Origin of the sequence: Mesorhizobium sp. M0751 (assembly GCF_040320265.1) — a bacterium.
Classification (GTDB): Bacteria; Pseudomonadota; Alphaproteobacteria; order Rhizobiales; family Rhizobiaceae; genus Mesorhizobium.
In genome coordinates this window covers 36,687-56,841 of record NZ_JAMYPH010000018.1, presented here as the reverse complement: position 1 = coordinate 56,841, position 20,155 = coordinate 36,687, and the positions used below count along the sequence as shown (strand labels likewise).

At 59.8% G+C, this 20,155-nt stretch carries 18 protein-coding genes, 1 tRNA gene and 3 pseudogenes; 16 read left to right on the top strand and 6 right to left on the bottom strand.

Annotated features, from left to right (window positions below):
- Positions 1 to 235: 235 nt before the first annotated feature.
- The 9 genes and pseudogenes from NKI19_RS24410 to NKI19_RS24370 all read left to right on the top strand — a co-directional run.
- The gene (locus tag NKI19_RS24410) at positions 236 to 829 is read left to right on the top strand and encodes a NodA family N-acyltransferase (RefSeq protein ID WP_352457034.1); all 594 of its coding nucleotides are present in this window, start codon (positions 236 to 238) and stop codon (positions 827 to 829) included.
- Positions 826 to 1,485, top strand: coding sequence for a chitooligosaccharide deacetylase NodB (nodB, locus tag NKI19_RS24405; RefSeq protein WP_352566039.1), 660 nt, complete (start codon positions 826 to 828; stop codon positions 1,483 to 1,485). Before NKI19_RS24410 ends, nodB begins: the two co-directional genes overlap by 4 nt.
- 14 nt (positions 1,486 to 1,499) lie before the next feature.
- A complete protein-coding gene (gene nodC / locus NKI19_RS24400; RefSeq protein ID WP_352466667.1) occupies positions 1,500 to 2,825 on the top strand; it encodes a chitooligosaccharide synthase NodC in 1,326 nt (441 codons plus the stop codon).
- 80 nt (positions 2,826 to 2,905) lie between these two features.
- Entirely contained in the window at positions 2,906 to 3,502 is a 597-nt protein-coding gene (gene nodS / locus NKI19_RS24395) for a nodulation methyltransferase NodS (RefSeq protein ID WP_352466712.1), read from the top strand.
- Positions 3,503 to 3,537: 35 nt separating this feature from the next.
- Positions 3,538 to 3,783: pseudogene (locus tag NKI19_RS24390) on the top strand (carbamoyltransferase N-terminal domain-containing protein); the annotation flags it as partial.
- A 43-nt stretch (positions 3,784 to 3,826) separates the two neighbouring features.
- Positions 3,827 to 4,738, top strand: coding sequence for a nodulation factor ABC transporter ATP-binding protein NodI (gene nodI / locus NKI19_RS24385; RefSeq protein WP_023719311.1), 912 nt, complete (start codon positions 3,827 to 3,829; stop codon positions 4,736 to 4,738).
- A gap of 3 nt (positions 4,739 to 4,741) precedes the next feature.
- Positions 4,742 to 5,530, top strand: a complete 789-nt coding sequence (locus NKI19_RS24380) for an ABC transporter permease (protein ID WP_352483783.1) — start codon at positions 4,742 to 4,744, stop codon at positions 5,528 to 5,530.
- A gap of 67 nt (positions 5,531 to 5,597) precedes the next feature.
- Positions 5,598 to 6,560 carry a LysR family transcriptional regulator gene (locus tag NKI19_RS24375; RefSeq protein WP_023678269.1) on the top strand — a complete coding sequence of 321 codons (963 nt, stop codon included), beginning with the start codon at positions 5,598 to 5,600 and terminating at the stop codon, positions 6,558 to 6,560.
- An 8-nt stretch (positions 6,561 to 6,568) separates the two neighbouring features.
- Positions 6,569 to 6,831 (top strand): annotated as a pseudogene (locus tag NKI19_RS24370) (hypothetical protein); the annotation flags it as partial.
- A gap of 29 nt (positions 6,832 to 6,860) precedes the next feature.
- Here the strand turns inward: NKI19_RS24370 and NKI19_RS24365 are convergent.
- A pseudogene (locus NKI19_RS24365) lies at positions 6,861 to 7,211 on the bottom strand (transposase domain-containing protein); the annotation flags it as partial.
- A 504-nt stretch (positions 7,212 to 7,715) separates the two neighbouring features.
- On the opposite strand from NKI19_RS24365, the gene NKI19_RS24360 reads away from it, so the two are divergent.
- The 4 genes from NKI19_RS24360 to NKI19_RS24345 all read left to right on the top strand — a co-directional run bounded on the left by NKI19_RS24360 (position 7,716) and on the right by NKI19_RS24345 (position 13,845).
- Positions 7,716 to 8,507 (top strand): calcium-binding protein, encoded by a 792-nt coding sequence (locus NKI19_RS24360; protein WP_352566041.1) that lies wholly within the window; start codon positions 7,716 to 7,718, stop codon positions 8,505 to 8,507.
- A gap of 386 nt (positions 8,508 to 8,893) precedes the next feature.
- Positions 8,894 to 10,666, top strand: coding sequence for a type I secretion system permease/ATPase (locus tag NKI19_RS24355; RefSeq protein ID WP_352566087.1), 1,773 nt, complete (start codon positions 8,894 to 8,896; stop codon positions 10,664 to 10,666).
- Positions 10,644 to 11,957, top strand: a complete 1,314-nt coding sequence (locus NKI19_RS24350) for an HlyD family type I secretion periplasmic adaptor subunit (protein WP_352566043.1) — start codon at positions 10,644 to 10,646, stop codon at positions 11,955 to 11,957. The genes NKI19_RS24355 and NKI19_RS24350 overlap by 23 nt, the downstream gene beginning before the upstream one ends.
- Positions 11,958 to 12,627: 670 nt before the next feature.
- The gene (locus NKI19_RS24345; RefSeq protein ID WP_352566044.1) at positions 12,628 to 13,845 is read left to right on the top strand and encodes a tyrosine-type recombinase/integrase; all 1,218 of its coding nucleotides are present in this window, start codon (positions 12,628 to 12,630) and stop codon (positions 13,843 to 13,845) included.
- A gap of 21 nt (positions 13,846 to 13,866) precedes the next feature.
- Here NKI19_RS24345 and NKI19_RS24340 read toward each other — a convergent pair.
- Positions 13,867 to 13,942 (bottom strand) — tRNA-Ile (locus tag NKI19_RS24340).
- Between the two features lie 184 nt (positions 13,943 to 14,126).
- Here NKI19_RS24340 and NKI19_RS24335 point away from each other — a divergent pair.
- Entirely contained in the window at positions 14,127 to 14,837 is a 711-nt protein-coding gene (locus NKI19_RS24335; protein ID WP_352491486.1) for an SIMPL domain-containing protein, read from the top strand.
- A gap of 131 nt (positions 14,838 to 14,968) precedes the next feature.
- On the opposite strand, the gene NKI19_RS24330 is transcribed toward NKI19_RS24335, so the two are convergent.
- The 3 genes from NKI19_RS24330 to NKI19_RS24320 form a co-directional block, all read right to left on the bottom strand.
- The gene (locus tag NKI19_RS24330) at positions 14,969 to 15,328 is read right to left on the bottom strand and encodes a hypothetical protein (protein WP_023678277.1); all 360 of its coding nucleotides are present in this window, start codon (positions 15,326 to 15,328) and stop codon (positions 14,969 to 14,971) included.
- Between the two features lie 223 nt (positions 15,329 to 15,551).
- Positions 15,552 to 15,998, bottom strand: coding sequence for a YcgN family cysteine cluster protein (locus tag NKI19_RS24325; protein ID WP_023678278.1), 447 nt, complete (start codon positions 15,996 to 15,998; stop codon positions 15,552 to 15,554).
- Positions 15,999 to 16,296: 298 nt separating this feature from the next.
- Positions 16,297 to 17,232, bottom strand: a complete 936-nt coding sequence (locus tag NKI19_RS24320; RefSeq protein WP_352951241.1) for a hypothetical protein — start codon at positions 17,230 to 17,232, stop codon at positions 16,297 to 16,299.
- Between NKI19_RS24320 and NKI19_RS24315 the strand changes: the two genes are divergently transcribed.
- Together NKI19_RS24315 and NKI19_RS24310 are read left to right on the top strand one after the other, a co-directional pair.
- Entirely contained in the window at positions 17,218 to 18,477 is a 1,260-nt protein-coding gene (locus tag NKI19_RS24315; RefSeq protein ID WP_352875454.1) for an OmpA family protein, read from the top strand. The genes NKI19_RS24320 and NKI19_RS24315 overlap by 15 nt on opposite strands.
- Positions 18,478 to 18,716: 239 nt before the next feature.
- Positions 18,717 to 19,232, top strand: coding sequence for a TIGR00645 family protein (locus NKI19_RS24310; RefSeq protein WP_352491488.1), 516 nt, complete (start codon positions 18,717 to 18,719; stop codon positions 19,230 to 19,232).
- A gap of 54 nt (positions 19,233 to 19,286) precedes the next feature.
- Here the strand turns inward: NKI19_RS24310 and NKI19_RS24305 are convergent, their stop codons facing one another.
- On the bottom strand, positions 19,287 to 20,153 hold the full coding sequence (locus NKI19_RS24305; protein WP_352566047.1) for an SDR family oxidoreductase: 867 nt from the start codon (positions 20,151 to 20,153) through the stop codon (positions 19,287 to 19,289).
- Positions 20,154 to 20,155 lie beyond the last annotated feature (2 nt).

Genomic DNA, 20,155 nt, shown 5'->3' with positions numbered 1-20,155 from the left:
TCTAAACAATCAATTTTACGAATTTACGAACCATGCATTAGAGGAACGTAAATGACCGACGTCAAGCTCAAATCGACGGCGCCGCCACACGGGCGGGAACATCGAGAGAGCTCATTGGCGAGCCCCACCGGCTGGCTCACCGTCGCTAACGACAACGGTTGAGTGCAGCCAACAACGCCGCCGCTTTGGCCGGGTAATGCGGCCCGCAAGAAACCATTTTGAAGAGAGGTCCTGAATGCGCCCTCAGGTGCAGTGGAAATTGTGCTGGGAAAACGAGTTGCAGCTCTCGGACCACGTCGAGCTCGCCCAGTTCTTTCGTAATACCTACGGGCCGACTGGGGCGTCCAACGCAGAACCGTTCGAAGGTAGTCGAAGCTGGGCCGGAGCCAGGCCTGAACTCCGCGCAATCGCCTATGATTCGAGCGGTGTAGCGGCTCACATGGGCATACTGCGCCGTTTCATCAAGGTTGACGCGGTCGATCTGTTGGTGGCTGAGCTGGGCCTGTACGGGGTACGTCCGGATCTTGAGGGTCTCGGAATCGCCCATTCAATCCATGTCATGCTTCCAATACTGCAGGAGCTTGGCGTTCCATTCGCTTTCGGAACCGTCCGGGACGCGCTGCGGAATCATGTTGAGAGGTTCGCGCGGCGATACAGCCCTTTGGCCGTTTTGTCGGGAATTCGCGTGCGCTCCACCCGACCAGAGGCGCGCCTCGACCTGCCGCCCACACGCATCGATGACGCACTCACCATTGTTCTGCCAGTTGGACGGCCGATCAGCGAATGGCCCACGGGCACGATGATCGATCGGAACGGACCAGAGCTATGAGCCGTCCCGATTGCTTGTACGACGTGCGCCGTGAGTGCTCTGACGGCACCGGCCGTCGCAGCGTTTATCTGACGTTCGACGACGGTCCCAATCCACTTTTCACACCGGAGATTCTCGATGTGTTGGCAGAGCAGCGGGTGCCGGCGACTTTCTTCGTCATCGGCGCCTACGCCTTAGAGCACCCGGATCTAATCCAACGAATGTTTGCAGAAGGGCACGAGCTAGGCAACCACACGATGACTCATCCGGATCTGTACAAATGCGGCTTCGGCGAAGTGCAACGTGAGATTTTTGAAGCGAACGGCGCCATCATGAGGGCGTGCCCTCAGGCCTCGGTGCGCTATATTCGCGCGCCCTACGGCGCCTGGAGCGAAGAAATCTTCACAGCGTCACAGATCGCCGGGCTGACGGCCCTCCATTGGTCCGTCGACCCTCGAGATTGGTCTCGCCCTGGGGTCGACGCGATTATCGATACCGTGCTCGCCTCTGTCCGGCCGGGCGCAATCGTACTCTTGCACGACGGATGCCCTCCCGGCGAGTTGAGCCAGGGCGCTCACGCCGGTCTGCGCGACCAGACGGTCACGGCGCTGTCCCGTCTGATTCCAGCACTTCATGAGCGCGGATTTGTAATCCGCTCACTTCCTCAACATCACTGAACAAACGAGATCCCATGACTCTTCTTGGTACAACCAGCACTGTGGCCATTTCGCTTTATGCACTGCTCTCGACTGCTTATAAGAGCATGCAGGGGATTTATGCTCTGCCGACAAACGACTCATCGGCGTTGGAGGATCTCGTCGGCTCCGATCAACTGCCCAGCGTGGATGTCATCGTCCCCTGCTTCAACGAGGATCCGCGCACGCTTTCAGAGTGCCTGGCGTCCATTGCAGACCAAGAATACGCCGGAAGACTTCGGGTCTATGTGGTTGATGACGGTTCTGGAAATCGCGAAGCCGTAGGAACTGTCCACGAAACCTACGCGCGCGACCCTAGGTTCGACATCATTTTGCTTCCCGAGAATGTTGGAAAGCGCAAGGCGCAGATCGCCGCGATACGCCGCTCATCCGGGGATTTGGTGCTTAACGTTGATTCAGACACGATACTCGCGTCCGACGTCATCACCAAGCTTGTACCGAAGATGCGAGATCCAGCGGTCGGCGCAGTCATGGGTCAGTTGATTGCCAGTAACCGGAGCGAGAGCTGGCTGACAAGGCTGATAGACATGGAGTACTGGCTGGCTTGCAACGAGGAGCGCGCGGCACAGGCTCGCTTCGGTGCCGTTATGTGCTGTTGCGGCCCATGTGCCATGTACCGCCGGTCTGCGCTCCTTTTGTTACTGGACCAGTACGAGTCGCAATTTTTTCGGGGCAAGCCAAGCGACTTCGGGGAGGATCGCCATCTCACTATCCTCATGCTGAAAGCAGGCTTTCGAACCGAGTACGTTCCGGGCGCCATCGCGGCCACAGTCGTTCCGAACAGACTCGGACCGTATCTGCGCCAACAACTCCGTTGGGCACGAAGCACATTCCGGGACACGCTGCTTGGGCTGCGCTTGCTGCCCGGCCTCAATAGCTACCTCACGTTGGACGTGGTCGGACAGAATCTCGGGCCGCTACTCCTCGCCCTATCGGTACTAACGGGCCTCGCACATTTCGCACTGACAGGCACTGTGCCTTGGTGGACAGGACTGATGATTGTGTCCATGACCATGCTCCGATGCAGCGTGGTAGCATTTCGTGCTCGACAGTTTCGATTTCTGGGCTTTTCCCTGCACACGTTCATCAACATCTTTCTCTTACTTCCCTTGAAGGCCTACGCGCTGTGTACATTGAGCAATAGCGATTGGCTGTCGCGAAGCTCTGCTGTCGCTACATCGAACACTGGGGGAAAACAGGCCCCCACCCAAACTCCGATCACTGGATCAAGCAGGGCAGAATTCTCACCGCATGCGGCTCCGCTTCGCAGGCTCAATCTTGCGCGGATTCTTCGGGATTAGCGCTGTCGAGCAACATCTGCGGCGACGAGTGATCGCTAATTACCTAGGTAGACGAGAGGTGGACGAGTTTGACCCAGAACATGAATCATCAGTTGCTCGATCGGGAATTGGCCGCAGACGATCCGTGGCGCCTCGACGGCAATCCGTTCGAGCGGGAGCGCCACACGGAAATGCTCCAGCTGGCGCTTGCCCAAGGCTCCATTACAAATGCCCTCGAAGTCGGGTGCGCTGCCGGCGCATTCACGGAAAAACTAGCTCCCTACTGCCAAGGGCTCACCGTCATCGATGTCGTGGCGCAAGCGATTGCTCGAGCACGTCAACGGATAAAGGAGCCGTCGCGCATCAACTGGATAGTCTCCGATGTTCAACAGTTTTCGACCGACGAGTTGTTTGACCTGATCGTTGTGGCGGAGGTCCTATACTACCTCGAAGACATAGCCGAGATGCGCGCGGCCGTCAAAAACCTGGTGCGGGTGCTTGCGCCAGGCGGGCATCTGATCTTCGGATCGGCAAGGGATGCTAATTGCCGTCGCTGGGGTCACGCCGCTGGTGCTGAGCCGGTCATCGCCATGCTGAACGAAACGTTGATCGAGGTAGAGCGTCTTGAGTGTCGGGGCGAGTCGGTCAACGAAGACTGCTTGCTCGTCCGTTTCCGGAACCCGCTTTCCGCTTCCTGATGAATCGAATCTATCGCCGTTAACGTGGAGACACTATGCGCATCTGTGGTACCAAGCTGACCCATGATGGGGCGATCGCCCTTGTCGAGGATGGACGGCTCGTCTTCTGCGTTGAGCAGGAAAAGCGGCACAACAATCCGCGTTATCAAACCATCGATAATCTCGACGCAATTGTCGCCGCTTTGGCGGAACAGGGGCTAAATCCTTGTGATGTCGATCAGTTCGTTATCGACGGCTGGGATGGCGAAGACGAGTCACAGTTTCAGGTCCGGCAGGCAACCAAGCAACCGCCAGTCTTGGCGTCCCTCTCGGTAAAATGAACCCATGTCCATGGTAGCGATCGATCTTACTGACGTAAGCAAAACTTATGACAAGCTCGTTGTCGACAGACTGTCGTTCCGCGTTGCGGCGGGGGAATGCTTCGGGCTCTTGGGACCGAACGGTGCGGGCAAAAGCACGATTGCGCGTATGGTCCTCGGCATGACATCGCCTGATGCGGGGAAGATTACTGTGCTCGGCGCCCCAGTGCCGGCGCGCGCGCGTTTGGCACGTATGCGCATCGGCGTGGTCCCGCAGTTCGACAATCTTGATACCGCGTTCACTGTACGCGAGAACCTGTTGGTGTTCGGGCGCTACTTCCGGATGAGCAGACGCCAGATCGAAGCGGTCATACCATCGCTGCTTGAGTTCGCCCGCCTCGAGAACAAAGCGGATGCGCGCGTCGCCGAACTGTCCGGCGGCATGAAGCGGCGCCTGACGCTCGCGCGTGCGCTGATCAATGACCCGCACTTGCTGGTGATGGACGAGCCGACCACCGGCCTCGATCCGCAGGCCCGCCACCTGATCTGGGAACGGCTGCGATCGCTGCTGGCGCGGGGCAAGACTATTCTTTTGACTACCCATTTCATGGAAGAGGCCGAGCGGCTGTGCGATCGGCTGTGCGTTATGGAGGAGGGGCGCAAGATCGCCGAAGGCCGCCCGTCCGCACTCATTGACGAGCAGATCGGCTGTGACGTGGTCGAGGTCTACGGCGGCAATCCGCATGAACTGGGTGCGCTGATCCGGCCGTACGCACAGCGCATCGAGGTGAGCGGTGAGACGCTTTTTTGCTATGCACCCGATCCGGAGCAGGTGCTGGTGCAGCTACGCGGGCGCGCGGGTCTGCGCCTTCTGCAGCGTCCCCCCAATCTCGAGGATGTGTTCTTGCGGCTAACCGGGCGCGAGATGGAGGACTGAACAGTGGGCGAACGTTATGCGGCGGCCATGCCCGCCAATGCGTGGAATTGGGTCGCGGTTTGGCGCCGCAACTATCTTGGATGGAAGAAAATCGGGCTTGCATCGGTTCTCGGCAACCTCGCCGATCCGATGATCTATCTGTTCGGCCTCGGCTTTGGCATCGGAACAATGATAGGTCCTGTTGAGGGCACTTCGTACATTGCGTTTCTCGCGGCTGGCATGGTTGCCACAAGCGCGATGGCATCGGCGACTGCTGAAACGGTTTACGGGAGTTTCGGCCGCATGGACAACCAGCGCACCTGGGAAGGAATGCTATGCACTCAGCTGACGCTCGGCGATATCTTACTCGGCGAATTGGCGTGGGCAGCCACCAAGGCCCTGATGGCGGGCACAGCAATCACTATTGTTGCCACCACGCTCGGCTACACATCGTGGCCATCCATCCTCTGCTTGCTGCCAGTCATCGCTCTCAGTGGCCTCGCCTTCGCGAGTCTAGCGATGGTCGTCACGGCGCTTGCGCCCAGTTATGAATATTTCATATTTTATAATACGCTTGTTGTAACACCCATGCTGTTCCTTTGCGGCGCGATGTTTCCGGTCAACCAATTGCCCGGCGCTTTTCAGGACGTCGCCTCCTTGTTGCCGCTCGCACATGCAATTGACCTCATTCGTCCGGCGATGCTTGGCCGTCCGGCCGGCAGCATGGGCCTGCATATCGGCGCGCTTTGCATATACACGGTTTTGCCGTTCTTCCTATCGGTTGCTCTATTTCGTCGTCGGCTGATGCGTTGACGCTACTCACCATTCGTAAAATTGATTCTTTGGGCGATACCCATCCACGCGTCGGATAGGTCAATACATGCGTTTTAAGGGACTCGATCTAAATCTCCTCGTTGTGCTGGACGCTTTGATCAGGGAGCGTAAAGTCACCGCCGCGGCCCGCAGTATTAACCTGAGTCAGCCGGCCATGAGCGCCGCCGTCGGTCGGTTACGCGCCTATTTCAGCGATGAGCTATTTACGATGAACGGCCGCGAACTCATTTTGACACCGCGCGCGGAGGGGCTCGCCACAGCAGTCCGGGAGGCATTGCTGCACATCCAGCTGTCGATTATTTCCTGGGACGCCTTTAACCCGGCCCGATCGGATCGTCGCTTCCGCATCATCCTTTCCGATTACCTCACACTCGTATTTTTTAAGAAGATCGTAAAGCGTGCTGCGCGGGAAGCTCCCGCCGTCCGCTTCGAATGTCTGCTTATTTCCGACGACCCCGAGGAGCTTCTCCGGCGCGGCGACGTTGATTTTCTGATTATGCCGGAAGTGTTCATGTCGAAACATCCTCGCGCAGCCCTGTTCGAAGATATACTCGTATGCGTAGGCTGCGGCACGAACAAGCAGCTGTCAGAGCCACTTACATTCGACCGATACTTGTCGATGGGGCAGGTTGTGCTTAAATTCGGGGACACCCGGCAGCCCTCCATCGAGGAATGGTATCTGCTCGAGAACGGTTTCGAGAGACGTATCGAGGTCGTCGTACAGGGCTTTAGCATGATCCCGCCCCTTCTATCAGGCACCAACCGCATCGGGACAATGCCCTTACGGCTGGCGCAGCATTTCGCAAAATTAACACCCCTGCGGATTGTCGAACTTCCGCCGCCACTTCCTGCCGCATTCACGGAGGCCGTCCAATGGCCTGCGCTTCACAATAATGATCCAGCAAGCCTATGGATGCGGGAAATGATGTTGCAGGAGGCATCTCGTATGATTACCCCGCCTAAGAGCACCGGACGTCTCAGTTGTCGGCCGACGACCCCTCGGTTATGAGAGGAGGCATGGATGGCGATTGGGATTGGGCGATTCCTGCATTGTCGAGAACGATGCAGGGAGAGCAGATCCTTCAGCCTGAAGAGGTGGCAGCGATGCTGCCGCTGCATGAGCTTGGCTGGGGAACCGACGGGCGAACGAATTCGGGTGCGCTCGCAACACGGTGCCTCGGTATCTAAGCGAGGGCGGGACTGTTCCGTTTCGCAAGCCTGTGCGGCCGACCGCGTTTGACGGACTGGACGATTGGCTGCGGGAGCGCTTCTTCCCCCATGGCTCGGGCTGGATGACGATCTCGACCCGCTCCAGATGCGCCGGGAACGCCTTGCGCGGTCGCGCAGCACGTCGCGGCTCGCCTGTCGGTCTTGCGGCCTCGAGCTCGGACTCAATCGCGCCGAGCCCGGTCTGGATTTCGAAGGCGAAGGCCTGCTGGGCACGTTCGAGCTTCTCGGAGCTGCGACCGAAGCGGCGCGCTCCAGCTGCTTGACGATCCCATGGAGGTCGGCGATCCTCTCCTGGGCACGCTCGTTGGGTGTCGCCATCCGGACGATCTCGGCCTTGAGTGTTTCGCTCCGGAGTTATTGCAGTTCGGCCTTCTCCGCCCCCATGGCGACGAACATCGCCTTGAGCGGGGGCCGAAGCGCTTCTCGTCATGACGCCGACAGGAGCTTATTTTGCACGGCCTGAGGCCCGCCTTTTGCGCCTGAGTCACTTCGCCACGGTCTATCCGGCCGACGTCGGACGCCGCCTCCGTTCGGCTCAAACGCGCCAGTCCATGCCTTCGAGGAGCGCCATCAGTTCGGCGGCAAGCCGGATCACGCCGTTCTCCACCCGCGGCCAGCGGAACTTGTCCTCGTCCAGCGCTTACGGTGCGGGTATGCCGGCGTCGAGCAAACAGAGAGAAGTTTGGGGCCGAACTAGGACGGCCCCGGTTACGAAGTGTTGTCCTGGTGGTTTGAGTGTCGAATCTTCAGATCGATTGCTTGGGCGACCAGCGTCCCCGCCGCGAGCGAGCCCGCAACTGCTCAGCAGAAGGGCGAAGTGAACGTGAGTGCATCCATTTCGTAAATGTGTGTCTATCCAAGCAATCGATTTCTCTAATTATCCGACGAGGAATATGAACGCGCCAGGCAGGGTGCATCATTAGGAGTATTTTCGATGGCAAAGATTATCGAGGGTGGCCCGGGTTCCGAAACACTCCTCGGCACCGAGCTTGAAGATTGGATGGAGGGTTTCCAGGGCAATGACTGGATTGACGGTCGTGGCGGCAACGACGAGATCTCGGCTGGCCAGGGCAGTGACCGAGCCATTGGCGGCGAGGGTAACGACCGCATCTTCGGCGGAGATGGCTGGGACGATCTCTCCGGCGACAACGGCCGCTTCAACGCGCGCATCTCCGGTGAGGACAATGACAGGCTCAGCGGCGGTCCCGGCCAGGATGTCCTCTACGTGGGTGACGGCCAGGATACGTTGACCGGGGGCACCGACAATGACACGTTCGTGTTCCAGTTCCACAATCCGGTGCCTGGGGTTGTCGGGTCGAAGTCGGACATTACCACTATCACCGATTTCAACCCGACGGAGGATAAGTTCGCCTTCGATGCGGTGGGCCTCTACAACGACGGTTTTGGCGCGAACTTCGTCAACAACGCCAGCATACAGTCCGGCTACCCGGTGAGCAGCTTCTACAGTGGTGCGGCCTCGGGTGCGAACGGCGAACACGTCGTGGTGATCACTGGCGAATCTTTCAACTCTGCTTCTGAAGCCGCGAGTGCGATCTCCGGCGAGCACGCCGGCGACATCATTGTCTACCAAAGCAGCTACAGCGACAGAGTCGCAACTCTGGCCTATGTCACCGCCGAGAACAACGGGCATGAGTTCGCCCACCTGGGCGGTGTGGTCACCGTGGCCGACCTAGGCCTGACCGCGTCGGACTTCACCTTCGTTTGATCCAGAAAACCCATACGGAACAGCGCCCCGCCCCCCTGGGCGGGCGCTTTCCGTCTCCGCTACTTGCGATGGGCCGGGGCGCCCGGGAGCAGTCGCAGCGTGTACAGCTTGACGAAGCCCTGCACGTCGCGCTGGTCGTACACCGAAATCTCCCTGAACGCGTGGAGGCGGAAGCCTGTTCGGGCCCTTGCGGCCGGCCACGATGACGTTGCCCTTCCAAACCTTCAGCCGGACGGTGTTGTTGTTGACCCGCTCCATTAGATGCCAAGCCAAACATATTCGGCGGGAGCACTGATCCTGAATCAGCGAGTCGGTTGCCGCTCGGGGAGCAATATAGGGAGCTGGGTCGCCAGATCCTCACGGAGACCTACGTGAGTAACCATTCCTTGAAGGATTCAGCTTTGAGACCTTTCCCTTTGACTTCCGCTATTTGGGGAATTCTGTTGATCAGCGGCGTGGTCAACGTGCTTGCGCTGATCTCGCCGCTGTTCATGCTTCAGGTCTACGACCGCGTTCTGGCAAGTGGCAGCGTATCGACGCTAGTGGGGCTCGTCGTGCTTGCTGCAGGGCTTTATGCGTTCCAATGCCTGCTCGACGTTTTGCGCGCCCGCGTGCTGCTGCGGATTGGCGAGCGTTTCGATGAACAGTTTTCCGGACGCGTTTACGATGCGATCGTTCGCCTTCCGCTTTTAACGCGCATGCCGGGCGACGGCTTGCAGCCGCTTCGCGACCTCGACAATATTCGCGGATTCTTAGGTGGAAACGGTCCGACAGCGTTCTTCGATCTGCCATGGATGCTGCTTTATCTTGCCATTTGCTTCCTCCTTCATTTCTGGATCGGCATGACGGCACTTATCGGGGCGATCGGTCTCACATCTCTGACACTTCTTACCAACACTCTCTCGCAACGGCCGATACGCGAGACCATTGCCCACGACATGGTGCGCAATGGCCTACTGCAAGCAGCGCGTTGCAATGCCGAGGTCGTGCAAGCTCTCGGTCTCGGAAAGCGGATCGCTGCCCGATGGCACAAGGCCAATGCCGAGTATCTGGCCGCCAACCGGAAAGCTGGGGACGTGGCAGGTGGGCTGGGTGGCATTGCAAAGTCGTTGCGCGTGCTGCTGCAATCGGCCATTCTTGCCGTCGGCGCGTACCTTGTCATCAGGCAGGAGGCTACGGCCGGGGTCATGATTGCCAGTTCGATCATGATGGGGCGTGCGCTGGCTCCGGTCGATCTGGCCATTTCAAGCTGGAAACCCTTCCTCATGGCGCGCCAGGGTTGGGCGCGGCTGGAGGACCTCCTGGGAAAGGTTCCTGAAACCGCTCCTGTTATGCCAATGCCTGCACCTGAACGCGAACTCCGCGTCGAAGGCGTGACAATCGTTCCGCCCGGCGAAAGGAAGCCGACCGTGACCGGCCTTGCGTTTGCCGTTCAGGCGGGAAGCGCACTCGGGATCATCGGTGCATCGGGTTCGGGCAAGTCGACACTCTCGCGCGCCATCGTCGGCGCATGGACGCCGGTCGCCGGAAAGGTTCGCATCGACAGCGCAAGCCTCGATCAATGGGACCCGGAAGCGCTAGGCCGTCATATCGGCTATTTGCCGCAAGGTGTTGAACTGTTCGACGGCACCATTGCCGAAAACATCGCTCGTTTTGAAGATAATCCTGACCCTGAGGCTATTGTCACCGCGGCGAAAGCAGCGGGCACGCACGAACTGATCCTCCGATTTGAGCACGGCTACGAAACTCCGATTGGTGAGGCCGGATCGGCACTTTCCGCCGGGCAGCGCCAGCGTATCGGTCTTGCCCGTGCTCTTTATCGAGACCCTTTCCTTGTTGTGCTGGATGAACCCAATGCCAATCTCGATGCGGAAGGCGAGGCTGCGGTCGTCAAGGCGATCGCCTCCGTGCGCGGGCGCAAGGGCATTGCGGTTGTCGTCGCCCATCGGCCGAGCGCCATCCGCGCCGTGGATTTTGTGTTGGTCATGGAAGGTGGACGGCAGCGAGCATTCGGTGCGCGTGATGAAGCGCTTTCCAAAGTCTTGAAGAGGGCAGCGATGGCACCAGGCGCTGGCGTCAAGGCCATCGAGTCTACACAGGATAACGTGGGAGAGCGCGCTGACATGGAGGATCCCGGTGGCCGGCATTCATCAGAATAATGACGTTTCCAGCTCCATTCGCCGGCACCTGGTGGCGGGCCTTCTGGCGAGCGTGATCTTTGTTGGAGGAGCCGGAGCCTGGGCGGCCTTCACGAATCTCTCCGGTGCGGTTGTCGCGTCCGGACACTTTGTCGTCGATTCCTATGTGAAGAAGGTGCAGCACCCGACCGGCGGGGTGGTGGGAGAAATCCTGGTGAGCGAAGGTGATAAAGTAAAAGCCGGCGACATCCTCATGCGGCTCGACGCCACCCAGACGCGCGCCACTCTCGCTGTAGTCACCAAGCGGCTCGATGAGCTGGCCGCCAACCTGGCACGACTCGAAGCTGAGCGTGACGATCTGGCGGAGATCGCCTTCCCGGACTGGCTGCTCGCCCGCAGAGATGTTCCGGACGTAGCTTCGGCAGTACATGGCGAGACGCGGCTGTTCGAATTCCGCAGACAATCCCGCGACGGAAGGCAGGCGCAGCTAGCGGAACGCATCACTCAATATGAGCACGAGATCGAGGGGCTCAAGGCGCAGGAAATCGCTTCTGAGAAAAGCACCGAGATTCTCCAAAAGGAAATTGCTGCCCTGAGTGGGCTGCGCGACCAAGGCATTGTCTCGGACCAACGCTTGAACAGCCTGAAGACGCAGGTTGCCACTTTCGGCGGCGAACGCGGTGAGAAGATTGCACATCAGGCACAGACGGCAGCCCGCATAGCCGAAACGCGCCTCCAGATCCTGCAGATCGATCCGGATTTCAAGACGGAAGTCGGCCAGGAGCTCAGAGAGGTTCAGGCGCAGGTTGGGGAGTATGTTGAGCGCAAGGTGGCGGCTGAACAGGAACTGCGACGGATCGATATTGTCGCGCCGCAGTCAGGCGCCATTCAACAACTCGCAGTTCATACGGTCGGAGGAGTGATCACGCCCGCCGATCCGATTATGCTAATCGTGCCGGAAGGCGACGATCTTGCGCTTGAAGCACGAATCACCCCGAAGGACATCGACCAAATCCAGCTTGGTCACAAGGCCGTGCTGCGGATGTCAGCCTTCAATCTGAGGACCACGCCGGTATTGAACGGATATGTCAGCCGGATCGCAGCCGATCTGGCGACGGACGAAAAAAACGGCGTTTCGTATTACCTGGTGCGTCTGTCGGTTCCGCATGCGGAACTGACGAAGCTCAAGGACCTGACGCTCGTGCCCGGCATGCCGGCCGAAGCGATGATCCAGACGGGCGAGCGTACGGCGCTTTCTTATTTTGTGAAGCCGCTGTCGGACCAAATCAGTCGCGCATTCCATGAGGAATGAAAGTAATCCACAGAAATATTTTGTTTGTATTCTTGTTGGTTGTTACGCATGCATGAGAGTCATAACCGTCTGAAAACACAGCCATGCTTTCCTCAGTTGGATTCCGCCTCTGACTCAGATTCGTGGTTCCGCGGTCATTTTGCCCTTCCAAGTCGCCGACCATTCAGTTCTTGGCCTCGAGCGCATTAAGATACCCATCATCGTACACAAAGGCTGGAAAAGAGTCCGGTGTCTTGAGCGATCCTAGGTCTGGAGACCTAGGGTGAGCCTGCAAGCACAGGGCTAGGACATGATTGAGCGTCTGCAATATTCGGACAGGTACATAGGAAGACAGGCAGGCGTCAAAAACGCGCTTTCAACGCGCTAAACCGATGCTACGCACCCCGAGCGTCTTGCCGCCCTCGCTCCCGCCGGTAGGAATCAATCGCGAGCAGGCTGCGACGTTCATCGGCGTAAGCTCAACGACCTTTGATGAAATGGTCCAGGACGGCCGGATGCCGCAGCCACGAATGCCGAGCAAGGGGCGCATTGTTTGGGACGTCGAGGAACTTGTATTGGCCTTTCGAAAGCTCCCTCACCGCCAAATCGGAGGAGCACCAAAGCTTGACGAAGATTCGCCGCCACTAGACAATCCTTGGGATCGAAAACCACGAACATGACGGATGAGCCCGTGAAAATCGATCTTAAGGGCGTAGTGAAGGACACTGATCGCCACGGCAATGATCGGTACTATTTTCGCGCACCGGGTCGGAAGAAGGTCCGGCTCCGTGAACCGACCGGCAGCGACGAGTTCCTCGAGGAACTGCGCTGCGCACGCGCCGAGGTCTCTTATGTTCGGCCCGGCACTCTTCCCGAGATTTGCCGGCGCCTCCCCAAGCCTTCCGAGCCAGCGAAGAAAGGCACGTTACTGTGGCTTTGCCAGGAGTATTACCGTCGGGGCGGCACGGAAATCACCCAAGACACTATGGCGCGCCGACGAGCAATTCTGGAGCGCGTATGCGAATTACCTCATCCCCTCGAAGGTGACCCGGATCCTCAGTATCCCACCAAGGGATCTCTGCCATTCGCCGGTATGAAACGGTCTCATGTTAAGGAGATCAGGGACACCAGGCTCGACGCCCTGGGCGCGGCAAACAATATCGTAAAAGCCATCAGCGCGATGTTTGAGTGGGCAAAGGACACAGAGATTCCGGGCGTCGACTCCAATCCCGCCCGCGGCATCAGACGGCTAAAGAGCGGCGACGGCTGGCACCCATGGGACGTGTCGGAGATCGTTCAATATGAGAAGCGGCATCCGCTGGGTACCGCAGCCAGACGTGCGCTCTCGATCTTCATGTTTACTGGCCTGCGGTTGTCCGACGTCGCGATCTTCGGTCGACAGCACATCACGCTCGTCTACAACGAGGAGACCGAGCAGTGGGAGAAGTGGATCAGAATTAAGCCTGGGAAGACCAGTCGTAACAAGGATGCGGTGTTGGTGGAGCTCCCGCTTCTGCCCGAACTAGAGGCGGAACTTGAGCACACGCCCTCCGACCAGATGACCTTCCTGGTCAATGAGTATGGTCGCCCGTTCTCGGAGAACGGTCTGGGCAACAAGATGCGCCAGTGGTGTGATCAAGCTGAGCTGCCGCACTGCAGTGCTCATGGAATTCGGAAGGCCGGCGCGACGATCGCCGCTGAGAACGGCGCGACGCACGAGCAGCTGAAGGCGATATATGGGTGGACTACGTACCAGCAGCCCGACCACTACATCAAGAAAGCGCGTCGCCGGAAGGTAGCGAGAGCGGCGAAATACCTGCTGGTTATCGATCGAAAAGAGAACAAAATTGTCCCACTTTCTGAGGGGGTTGAAAGAGGTGGGACAAAAATGGCAAAAAAATCCAATTAAATCAACGGCCACAAAAGCCAATGGTGGGCCCGGAGGGACTCGAACCCCCAACCAAGCGGTTATGAGCCGCCGGCTCTAACCATTGAGCTACAGGCCCCACGGCGCTGGATTAGTGTTTTTCCCTGAACCGCACAAGGCTTTCCCTGGGGCTTTCCGAGCAGACGTTCCAAGGGGCTGGCAGAGATCGCCCAAATCAGCCCATATTGATAACCTATTGCACGTCGCCCATTGGACGCCGGCCAACACTCGGTTGTCTTGGGATCGCAGATCGAGGAGATTTCATGACCAGACGTTTTTTGCCCCTGGCGATTGCCGCCGCAATCGCATTTCCGGCGATCGCGGCCGCCGCCGATGCGCCACCGCCGCCGCGTATCGTCGTCACCGGTGAAGGCGAGGCGGCGATAGCACCCGATCTGGCTCTGCTGACGCTCAGCGTCATGCGCGAAGCCAAAACGGCACGTGCGGCGCTCGATGCCAATAACGACGCCATGGCCGCGGTGATCGCTGCGATGAAATCGTCCGGCATCAAGGAGCGCGACCTGCAGACCGCGGGCATCCAGATCAACCCGCGGTATAACTACACCAACAAGCCCGACGGCAGCCAGGAGGCCGAGCTTGTCGCCTATCAGGTGACCAACACGCTGTCGGTGCGCATCCGCGACATCGACAAGACCGGCGACATTCTCGACAAGGCGGTGTCGCTCGGCGTCAACCAGGGCGGCGGCATTTCCTTCTCCAACGACGATCCGGCGGCAGCCGTCACCGAGGCCCGCAAGAAGGCCGTCGCCAATGCGATGGCCAAGGCCAAGACGCTGGCCGAAGCGGCGGGCGTCAGCATCGGCCGGGTCCTGGAAATCACCGACCAGAATTTCGCACCGCCACCGATGCCGATCAATGCCAAGGCTTTCGATGCCGCCGGCGCATCGGTCCCCGTACAGGCGGGCGAAAATTCCTACACCGCGCAGGTGACGGTGACTTTCGAACTGAAGTAGCCGTCGATCGCATGAAAAACCCCGGAGGATCGATCCTCCGGGGTTTTCGAGCCGCGCCCTTCCGTTCTGGCGGAAAGGGACTCCGCTACTCTACCGGCTGAAAGATCGCCGGCCGCAAAGCTCCGACGGGCTTAGCGATAGATGATCGGACAGCCGCGCTCGTTGGCGAATACGATCACGACGCGATCGCCATACTGGCGGCCGGCAACCTTGACCGTGCGGCGGTTGATGTCGATGATGCGGGCGCGGTGCAGGCCCATGCGTTCGGCCTTGTCGATGGCACGCTCCGGCGAACAGGACCGGCGCCAGCCGCCATGACGGCGGTGTTCGCGATAGTAACCATCATCTTCGTCGCCGGTATAGACGCCGACGCGCGGATCCTGGTTGTTGCCGAAGCCGAGATAGATGCTGTCAGCATGAGCGGGAATGGCAGCAAGCGTGCCAAGGCCGACAAGAGCCGAAAGAGCCGCCGTCTTGATGGTGTTGAACATTGTCTTCTCTCCTTGTTGAGGGTTTCCACCCGTTTTCGTCGAACCGATGCGAGGAGAATGCACCTGCCTGTCTGAATTTTTTGCGAACCGGCCATTCATCCGCCGTTCATGCGGCAAGAATGGGCCAGCCGTTTAGTCTCTGCGTTTCTGGAACCGTTCTATGCAGGGCAAATGGGGAGCGTACCGTTTGCCATGGTCCCGGTCTTCGTTACCAGAGGAAATCCTAAGGCTCGTCCGCGAGCATATGGTCGAAATAGTCGTCCGGCTCGGCAAGGTCGGTCTCGCTGGCGCTGACCCGGCCGCGCATCGAGATGCCGGCCTCGTGCACGGTCTCGTCGCTTCCCGACACCAGCCTGTGCCACCAATAGAGATCGCGGCCCTCGGCCACCAGCCGGTAAGCGCAGGTCTTGGGCAGCCAGCTGATGGTGCGCACGTTCTGCGGCGTCAGCCCGACGCAATCCGGAACACGCGCCAGCCGGTTGGCATAGTCGGAGCAGCGGCAGCTTCCAGCGTCGAACAGCCGGCAGCCGACGCTGGTCCAATAGATCTCTCCGGTGTCCTCGTCTTCGAGTTTGGACAGGCAGCATTTGCCGCAGCCGTCGCAGAGTGATTCCCACTCGGCCGGGGTCATCGCCTCGAGCGTCTTGGTTTTCCAGAACGGCTTTTCCATCGTCGGCATGTGGCCCTCGGACGCTTCAAGGTCAAGCACGGCAACCGTGCACCCTCGTCCGAACGATACGCCGGGACCATACGCCGGAATATATGCCAGGACCATACGAATGACATGAAGTCGCCTTCAAAACGCCGGTCAATCGCCCTGTGCCACAGCTAGAACCTACAAACAGGAACCAAACATGGTTGCTGAAAGTTTGGGCGGGGATGGGACGCCACAAGGAGTGTTTATGATGAAACGCCAACCACGGATTCTGGCAGGCACGGCGCTTGGCCTGTTGATGGCGTCCGCGCCGTTAGGCGCGTTCCCGCTGCAAGGCAATGCCGCGTTCGGCCCCGTGCAACGCACCGCAGCGCCGCTCATCCCAGTGCAATCGAGTTGCGCCGAGGGCGAGTCGGCGGAGGCCTGCGCGCAAAGCCAGCAGGCAGAGCAGCCCAGAAAGAAGAAGCGCGACCAGCAGCAAACGGAATCCGCTCCGGCCGAGCAGGCGGCTCCAGCCGAGTCCGAGCAACCCCGCAAGAAGCGGCGCAATCAGCAGCAGCAAACAGAATCCGCTCCCACCGAGCAGATCGCTCCGGCCGAGACCGAGCAACCCCGCAAGAAGCGGCGCAATCAGCAGCAGCAAACAGAATCCGCTCCGGCCGAGCAGATCGCTCCGGCCGAGACCGAGCAACCCCGCAAGAAGCGGCGCAACCAACAGCAGCAAACGGAATCTGCTCCGGCCGAGCAGATCGCTCCGGCCGAGACCGAGCAACCCCGCAAGAAGCGGCGCAACCAACAGCAGCAAACGGAATCTGCTCCCACCGAGCAGATCGCTCCGGCCGAGACCGAACAGCCCCGCAAGAAGCGGCGCAATCAGCAGCTGATCGAAGCGGCCCCATCGGAACAACCGGCCGAGCAGGCAGCGCCGGCAAACGACAACCAGCCCAACGTCAATCCGCGCAAGAAGAAGCAAAAACAGAACCAGCAGATCGAGGCCGCCCCGGCAGAACAGGCTCCGACTGTCGAGCCGGGACAAAAGCCGGGCAAGCGCAAGAAGCCTGCTGAATTGACCGGACCCGCCACGGAGCCGGAAGGCCAGCCGGCGCCGACCAATAAGGAAGCGACCCCACAGGCCCAACCGGCTCCGAACGAGCAGCAGGCCGCTCCCGTCCAGGGCGAACAGCCCCAGGACAAGATCAAGAAACGTGGCAAGAGGCCTGTCGGCGAACAGCCGGTGACAGGAGAGCAACAGCCCTCGACCGGCGAACAGCCTTCGACTGGCCAGGCCGCGCCGGTCCAGGGTGAAAATCCGGTCCAGGGTGAAGCCCAGGCCAATCCGAACGAGGCACCTGTTCTGGACAGCCAGAAGGATGTCTTGCGCAAGCGCAAGGGTGGCAAGGAGCGCGGCCAAAATGCCGGTAAGCAGCAGGGCAACCAGCCCGCCCAGCAGGGCGAGAACCAGGTGGAAGCCCCGAAGCCGGCTCCGGTCGAGGAGGGACCGCCACCTACCGACGACAAGGCGGCCCAGCAGGCGATCAAGCCTGAAAAGATCGTTCCGGTGACCGAGGAAAAGGGCAAGCGTGTCGAGCGTGCGCCCGACATCGAGGATGTTCGCCGCCGTCCGCGTCCCCAGGGTGCCAACGTCGTCAGGGAATTCGGCGACCGCGTCATCCTCCAGTTCAACAACCAGACGTTCGTCGAAAGCAGCGATGCCCCGCGCATGCATCGTGGCGCCAGGAATGTCTATTATGAGGATCTGTCGGGCGATCGCACCCGGGAAATCGTCGAGCGTGACAATGGTGTCCGGATCGTCACTATCCGCAACCGCTACGGCGACGTCATCCAGCGTTCACGCATCGCGCCCGACGGCCGCGAATATGTGCTGAGCTATGTCGACGAGCGGAACTATGACTATGATGCAGATTGGCGCGACCCGGGCGACGACCTGCCGCCGATGCGCCTTACCATCCCGCAGGAGGAATACATTCTGGATTCCGAAGAGGTCGAGGATCCGGACGACTACTACACCTTCCTCGAACGGCCGCCGGTCGAGAGGGTCCAGCGCCTCTATTCGATCGACGAGGTCAAGCGCTCGGCCCGCGTGCGCGACATCGCCCGCCGCATCGACCTCGACACGCTCAACTTCGAATTCGGTTCGGCCTCGATTTCCGACACCGAAGTCCAGAAGCTGGAGGGTGTTGCCAACGCCATGGACAAGCTGCTGAAGAAAAACCCGGCCGAGAGCTTCCTGATCGAGGGCCATACCGACGCTGTCGGCACACCGGAAGCGAACCTTGCTCTGTCCGACCGCCGCGCCGAGGCGGTCGCCGAAGCCTTGACCAACGCGTTTGGCATCCCGCCGGAGAACCTGACGACGCAGGGCTATGGCGAGGAGTATCTCAAGGTCAACACGTCGGGACCCAACCGCGAGAACCGCCGCGTCGCCATCCGCCGGATTACCCCGCTGGTGGCGCCGGTGGCCAGCGCCCAATAAACCGGAATGTGAACCGCGCGGTTTGATCAACTATTGAATCGCGCGGTCATCAATCTTGAAACGTGTGGTTACCAATCCCAGATTCTGGACAGGGCGTTCCCTGCCCTGTCCCGACTCCAGCGGGACACACGAGCCCCGCCGGTTCCCCTCCCCGGCGGGGTTTCGTTTTTTTGCAACCTTGCAAACCGCCGCAGCCTGCCCGAAATACGGCACTCCGACAACGGAGCCCGAATCGCCGCATGAAGCGCCTCGAACTTGCCATCGAATCGATCATTCTCGCCTCGCGCTGGCTGCTGGTCGCCTTCTATCTCGGACTGGGCGCGGCGCTTGCCATCTATGCCGTGTCCTTCGGCAAGAAGCTGTTCGAGTTCGTTCCCGTCGCCTTCACGCTCGATGACACCGACACCATCCTGAAAATGCTCGGCCTCATCGATGCCGCGCTGGTCGCCTCACTGGTGGTGATGGTGATCATCTCGGGCTACGAAAACTTCGTCAGCCGCTTCGATGAAAATGACGGCAAGGTGCATTGGCTGGGCACGATCGATGTCGGCTCGCTGAAGGTCAAGGTCGCCTCGACAATCGTAGCGATCTCCTCGATCCACCTCTTGCAGGTGTTCCTGAACTCGGTTTCCTATACGACCGACCAGTTGACGTGGCTGACCATCATCCACTTGGCCTTCGTCGCCTCGGCATTCATGCTTGCTTATATCGACCGGCTGATGGGCCTGGGCAAAGCAAAGAAAACCGGGGAGTGAGTACGCGTCTATGCCGGTCTTTTAAGAGATGCCTCTGTAGCGAGATACTTTCCGTCAGTAGATAGCTTTGATTTTGGTATCCGTCCGGCCGAACACCTCGTCCGGCACAAAAAAGTCACCGGCGAGCGGGCCTGTCGCACCCGGCGCATAAGCCGAGAAATCGCTGACGCCCTCCGCACGCAGCACTTCTTCGTCGATGTAGAAATTGCCGGTTGCCTCGCGCGAGGGCCTGACCAGGATAGCGTGTGCGGCATCGGCCATGATGTCGGGCGAACGGCTCATCGCCGCCACCGTCGCTCCGCCCAGGAGGTTGCGCACCGCCGCCGTGTCGATGGTTGAGATCGGCCATAGCGAATTGACCGCGATGCCATCCCTGGCAAACTCGGCGCTCATCCCCAGCGTGCACATCGACATGCCGAACTTAGCCATCGTATAGGCGACATGGTTCTTGAACCATTTGGCCTTCATGTCGAGCGGCGGTGCCAGATTCAAGATGTGAGGATTTTCCGCCAACCTCAAGTGCGGAATGCACACTTTGGAGACGAGAAAAGTGCCGCGCGTGTTGATCTGGTGCATCAGATCGTAGCGCTTCATATCAGTCTCCAGCGTGCCGGTGAGTTGGATGGCGCTGGCGTTGTTGATGCAGATATCGATGCCGCCGAACCTCTCCACGGTCTTGGCGACGGCTTCGGCGACCTGTGCTTCATCCCGGATGTCGCACAACACCGGCAGCGCCTTGCCGCCGGCCTGCTCGATCTCTTGCGCCGCCGTGTATATCGTCCCGGGCAGCTTCGGATGCGGCTCGGCGGTCTTGGCCGCGATCGTCACATTGGCGCCGTCGCGCGCGGCGCGCAGCGCAATCGCCAGCCCGATGCCGCGCGACCCGCCGGAGATGAAAAGCGTCTTTCCCTTGAGCGACATCC

What these genes read in the sequence shown, in the direction of transcription:
- NKI19_RS24305 (WP_352566047.1), bottom strand. Translation starts at nt 20,153, where the DNA reads ATGTCGCTCAAGGGAAAGACGCTTTTCATCTCCGGCGGGTCGCGCGGC.
- nodI (WP_023719311.1), top strand. Translation starts at nt 3,827, where the DNA reads ATGTCCATGGTAGCGATCGATCTTACTGACGTAAGCAAAACTTATGAC.
- NKI19_RS24360 (WP_352566041.1), top strand. Translation starts at nt 7,716, where the DNA reads ATGGCAAAGATTATCGAGGGTGGCCCGGGTTCCGAAACACTCCTCGGC.
- nodS (WP_352466712.1), top strand. Translation starts at nt 2,906, where the DNA reads ATGAATCATCAGTTGCTCGATCGGGAATTGGCCGCAGACGATCCGTGG.
- NKI19_RS24335 (WP_352491486.1), top strand. Translation starts at nt 14,127, where the DNA reads ATGACCAGACGTTTTTTGCCCCTGGCGATTGCCGCCGCAATCGCATTT.
- NKI19_RS24325 (WP_023678278.1), bottom strand. Translation starts at nt 15,998, where the DNA reads ATGGAAAAGCCGTTCTGGAAAACCAAGACGCTCGAGGCGATGACCCCG.
- NKI19_RS24375 (WP_023678269.1), top strand. Translation starts at nt 5,598, where the DNA reads ATGCGTTTTAAGGGACTCGATCTAAATCTCCTCGTTGTGCTGGACGCT.
- NKI19_RS24410 (WP_352457034.1), top strand. Translation starts at nt 236, where the DNA reads ATGCGCCCTCAGGTGCAGTGGAAATTGTGCTGGGAAAACGAGTTGCAG.
- NKI19_RS24330 (WP_023678277.1), bottom strand. Translation starts at nt 15,328, where the DNA reads ATGTTCAACACCATCAAGACGGCGGCTCTTTCGGCTCTTGTCGGCCTT.
- nodC (WP_352466667.1), top strand. Translation starts at nt 1,500, where the DNA reads ATGACTCTTCTTGGTACAACCAGCACTGTGGCCATTTCGCTTTATGCA.
- nodB (WP_352566039.1), top strand. Translation starts at nt 826, where the DNA reads ATGAGCCGTCCCGATTGCTTGTACGACGTGCGCCGTGAGTGCTCTGAC.
- NKI19_RS24310 (WP_352491488.1), top strand. Translation starts at nt 18,717, where the DNA reads ATGAAGCGCCTCGAACTTGCCATCGAATCGATCATTCTCGCCTCGCGC.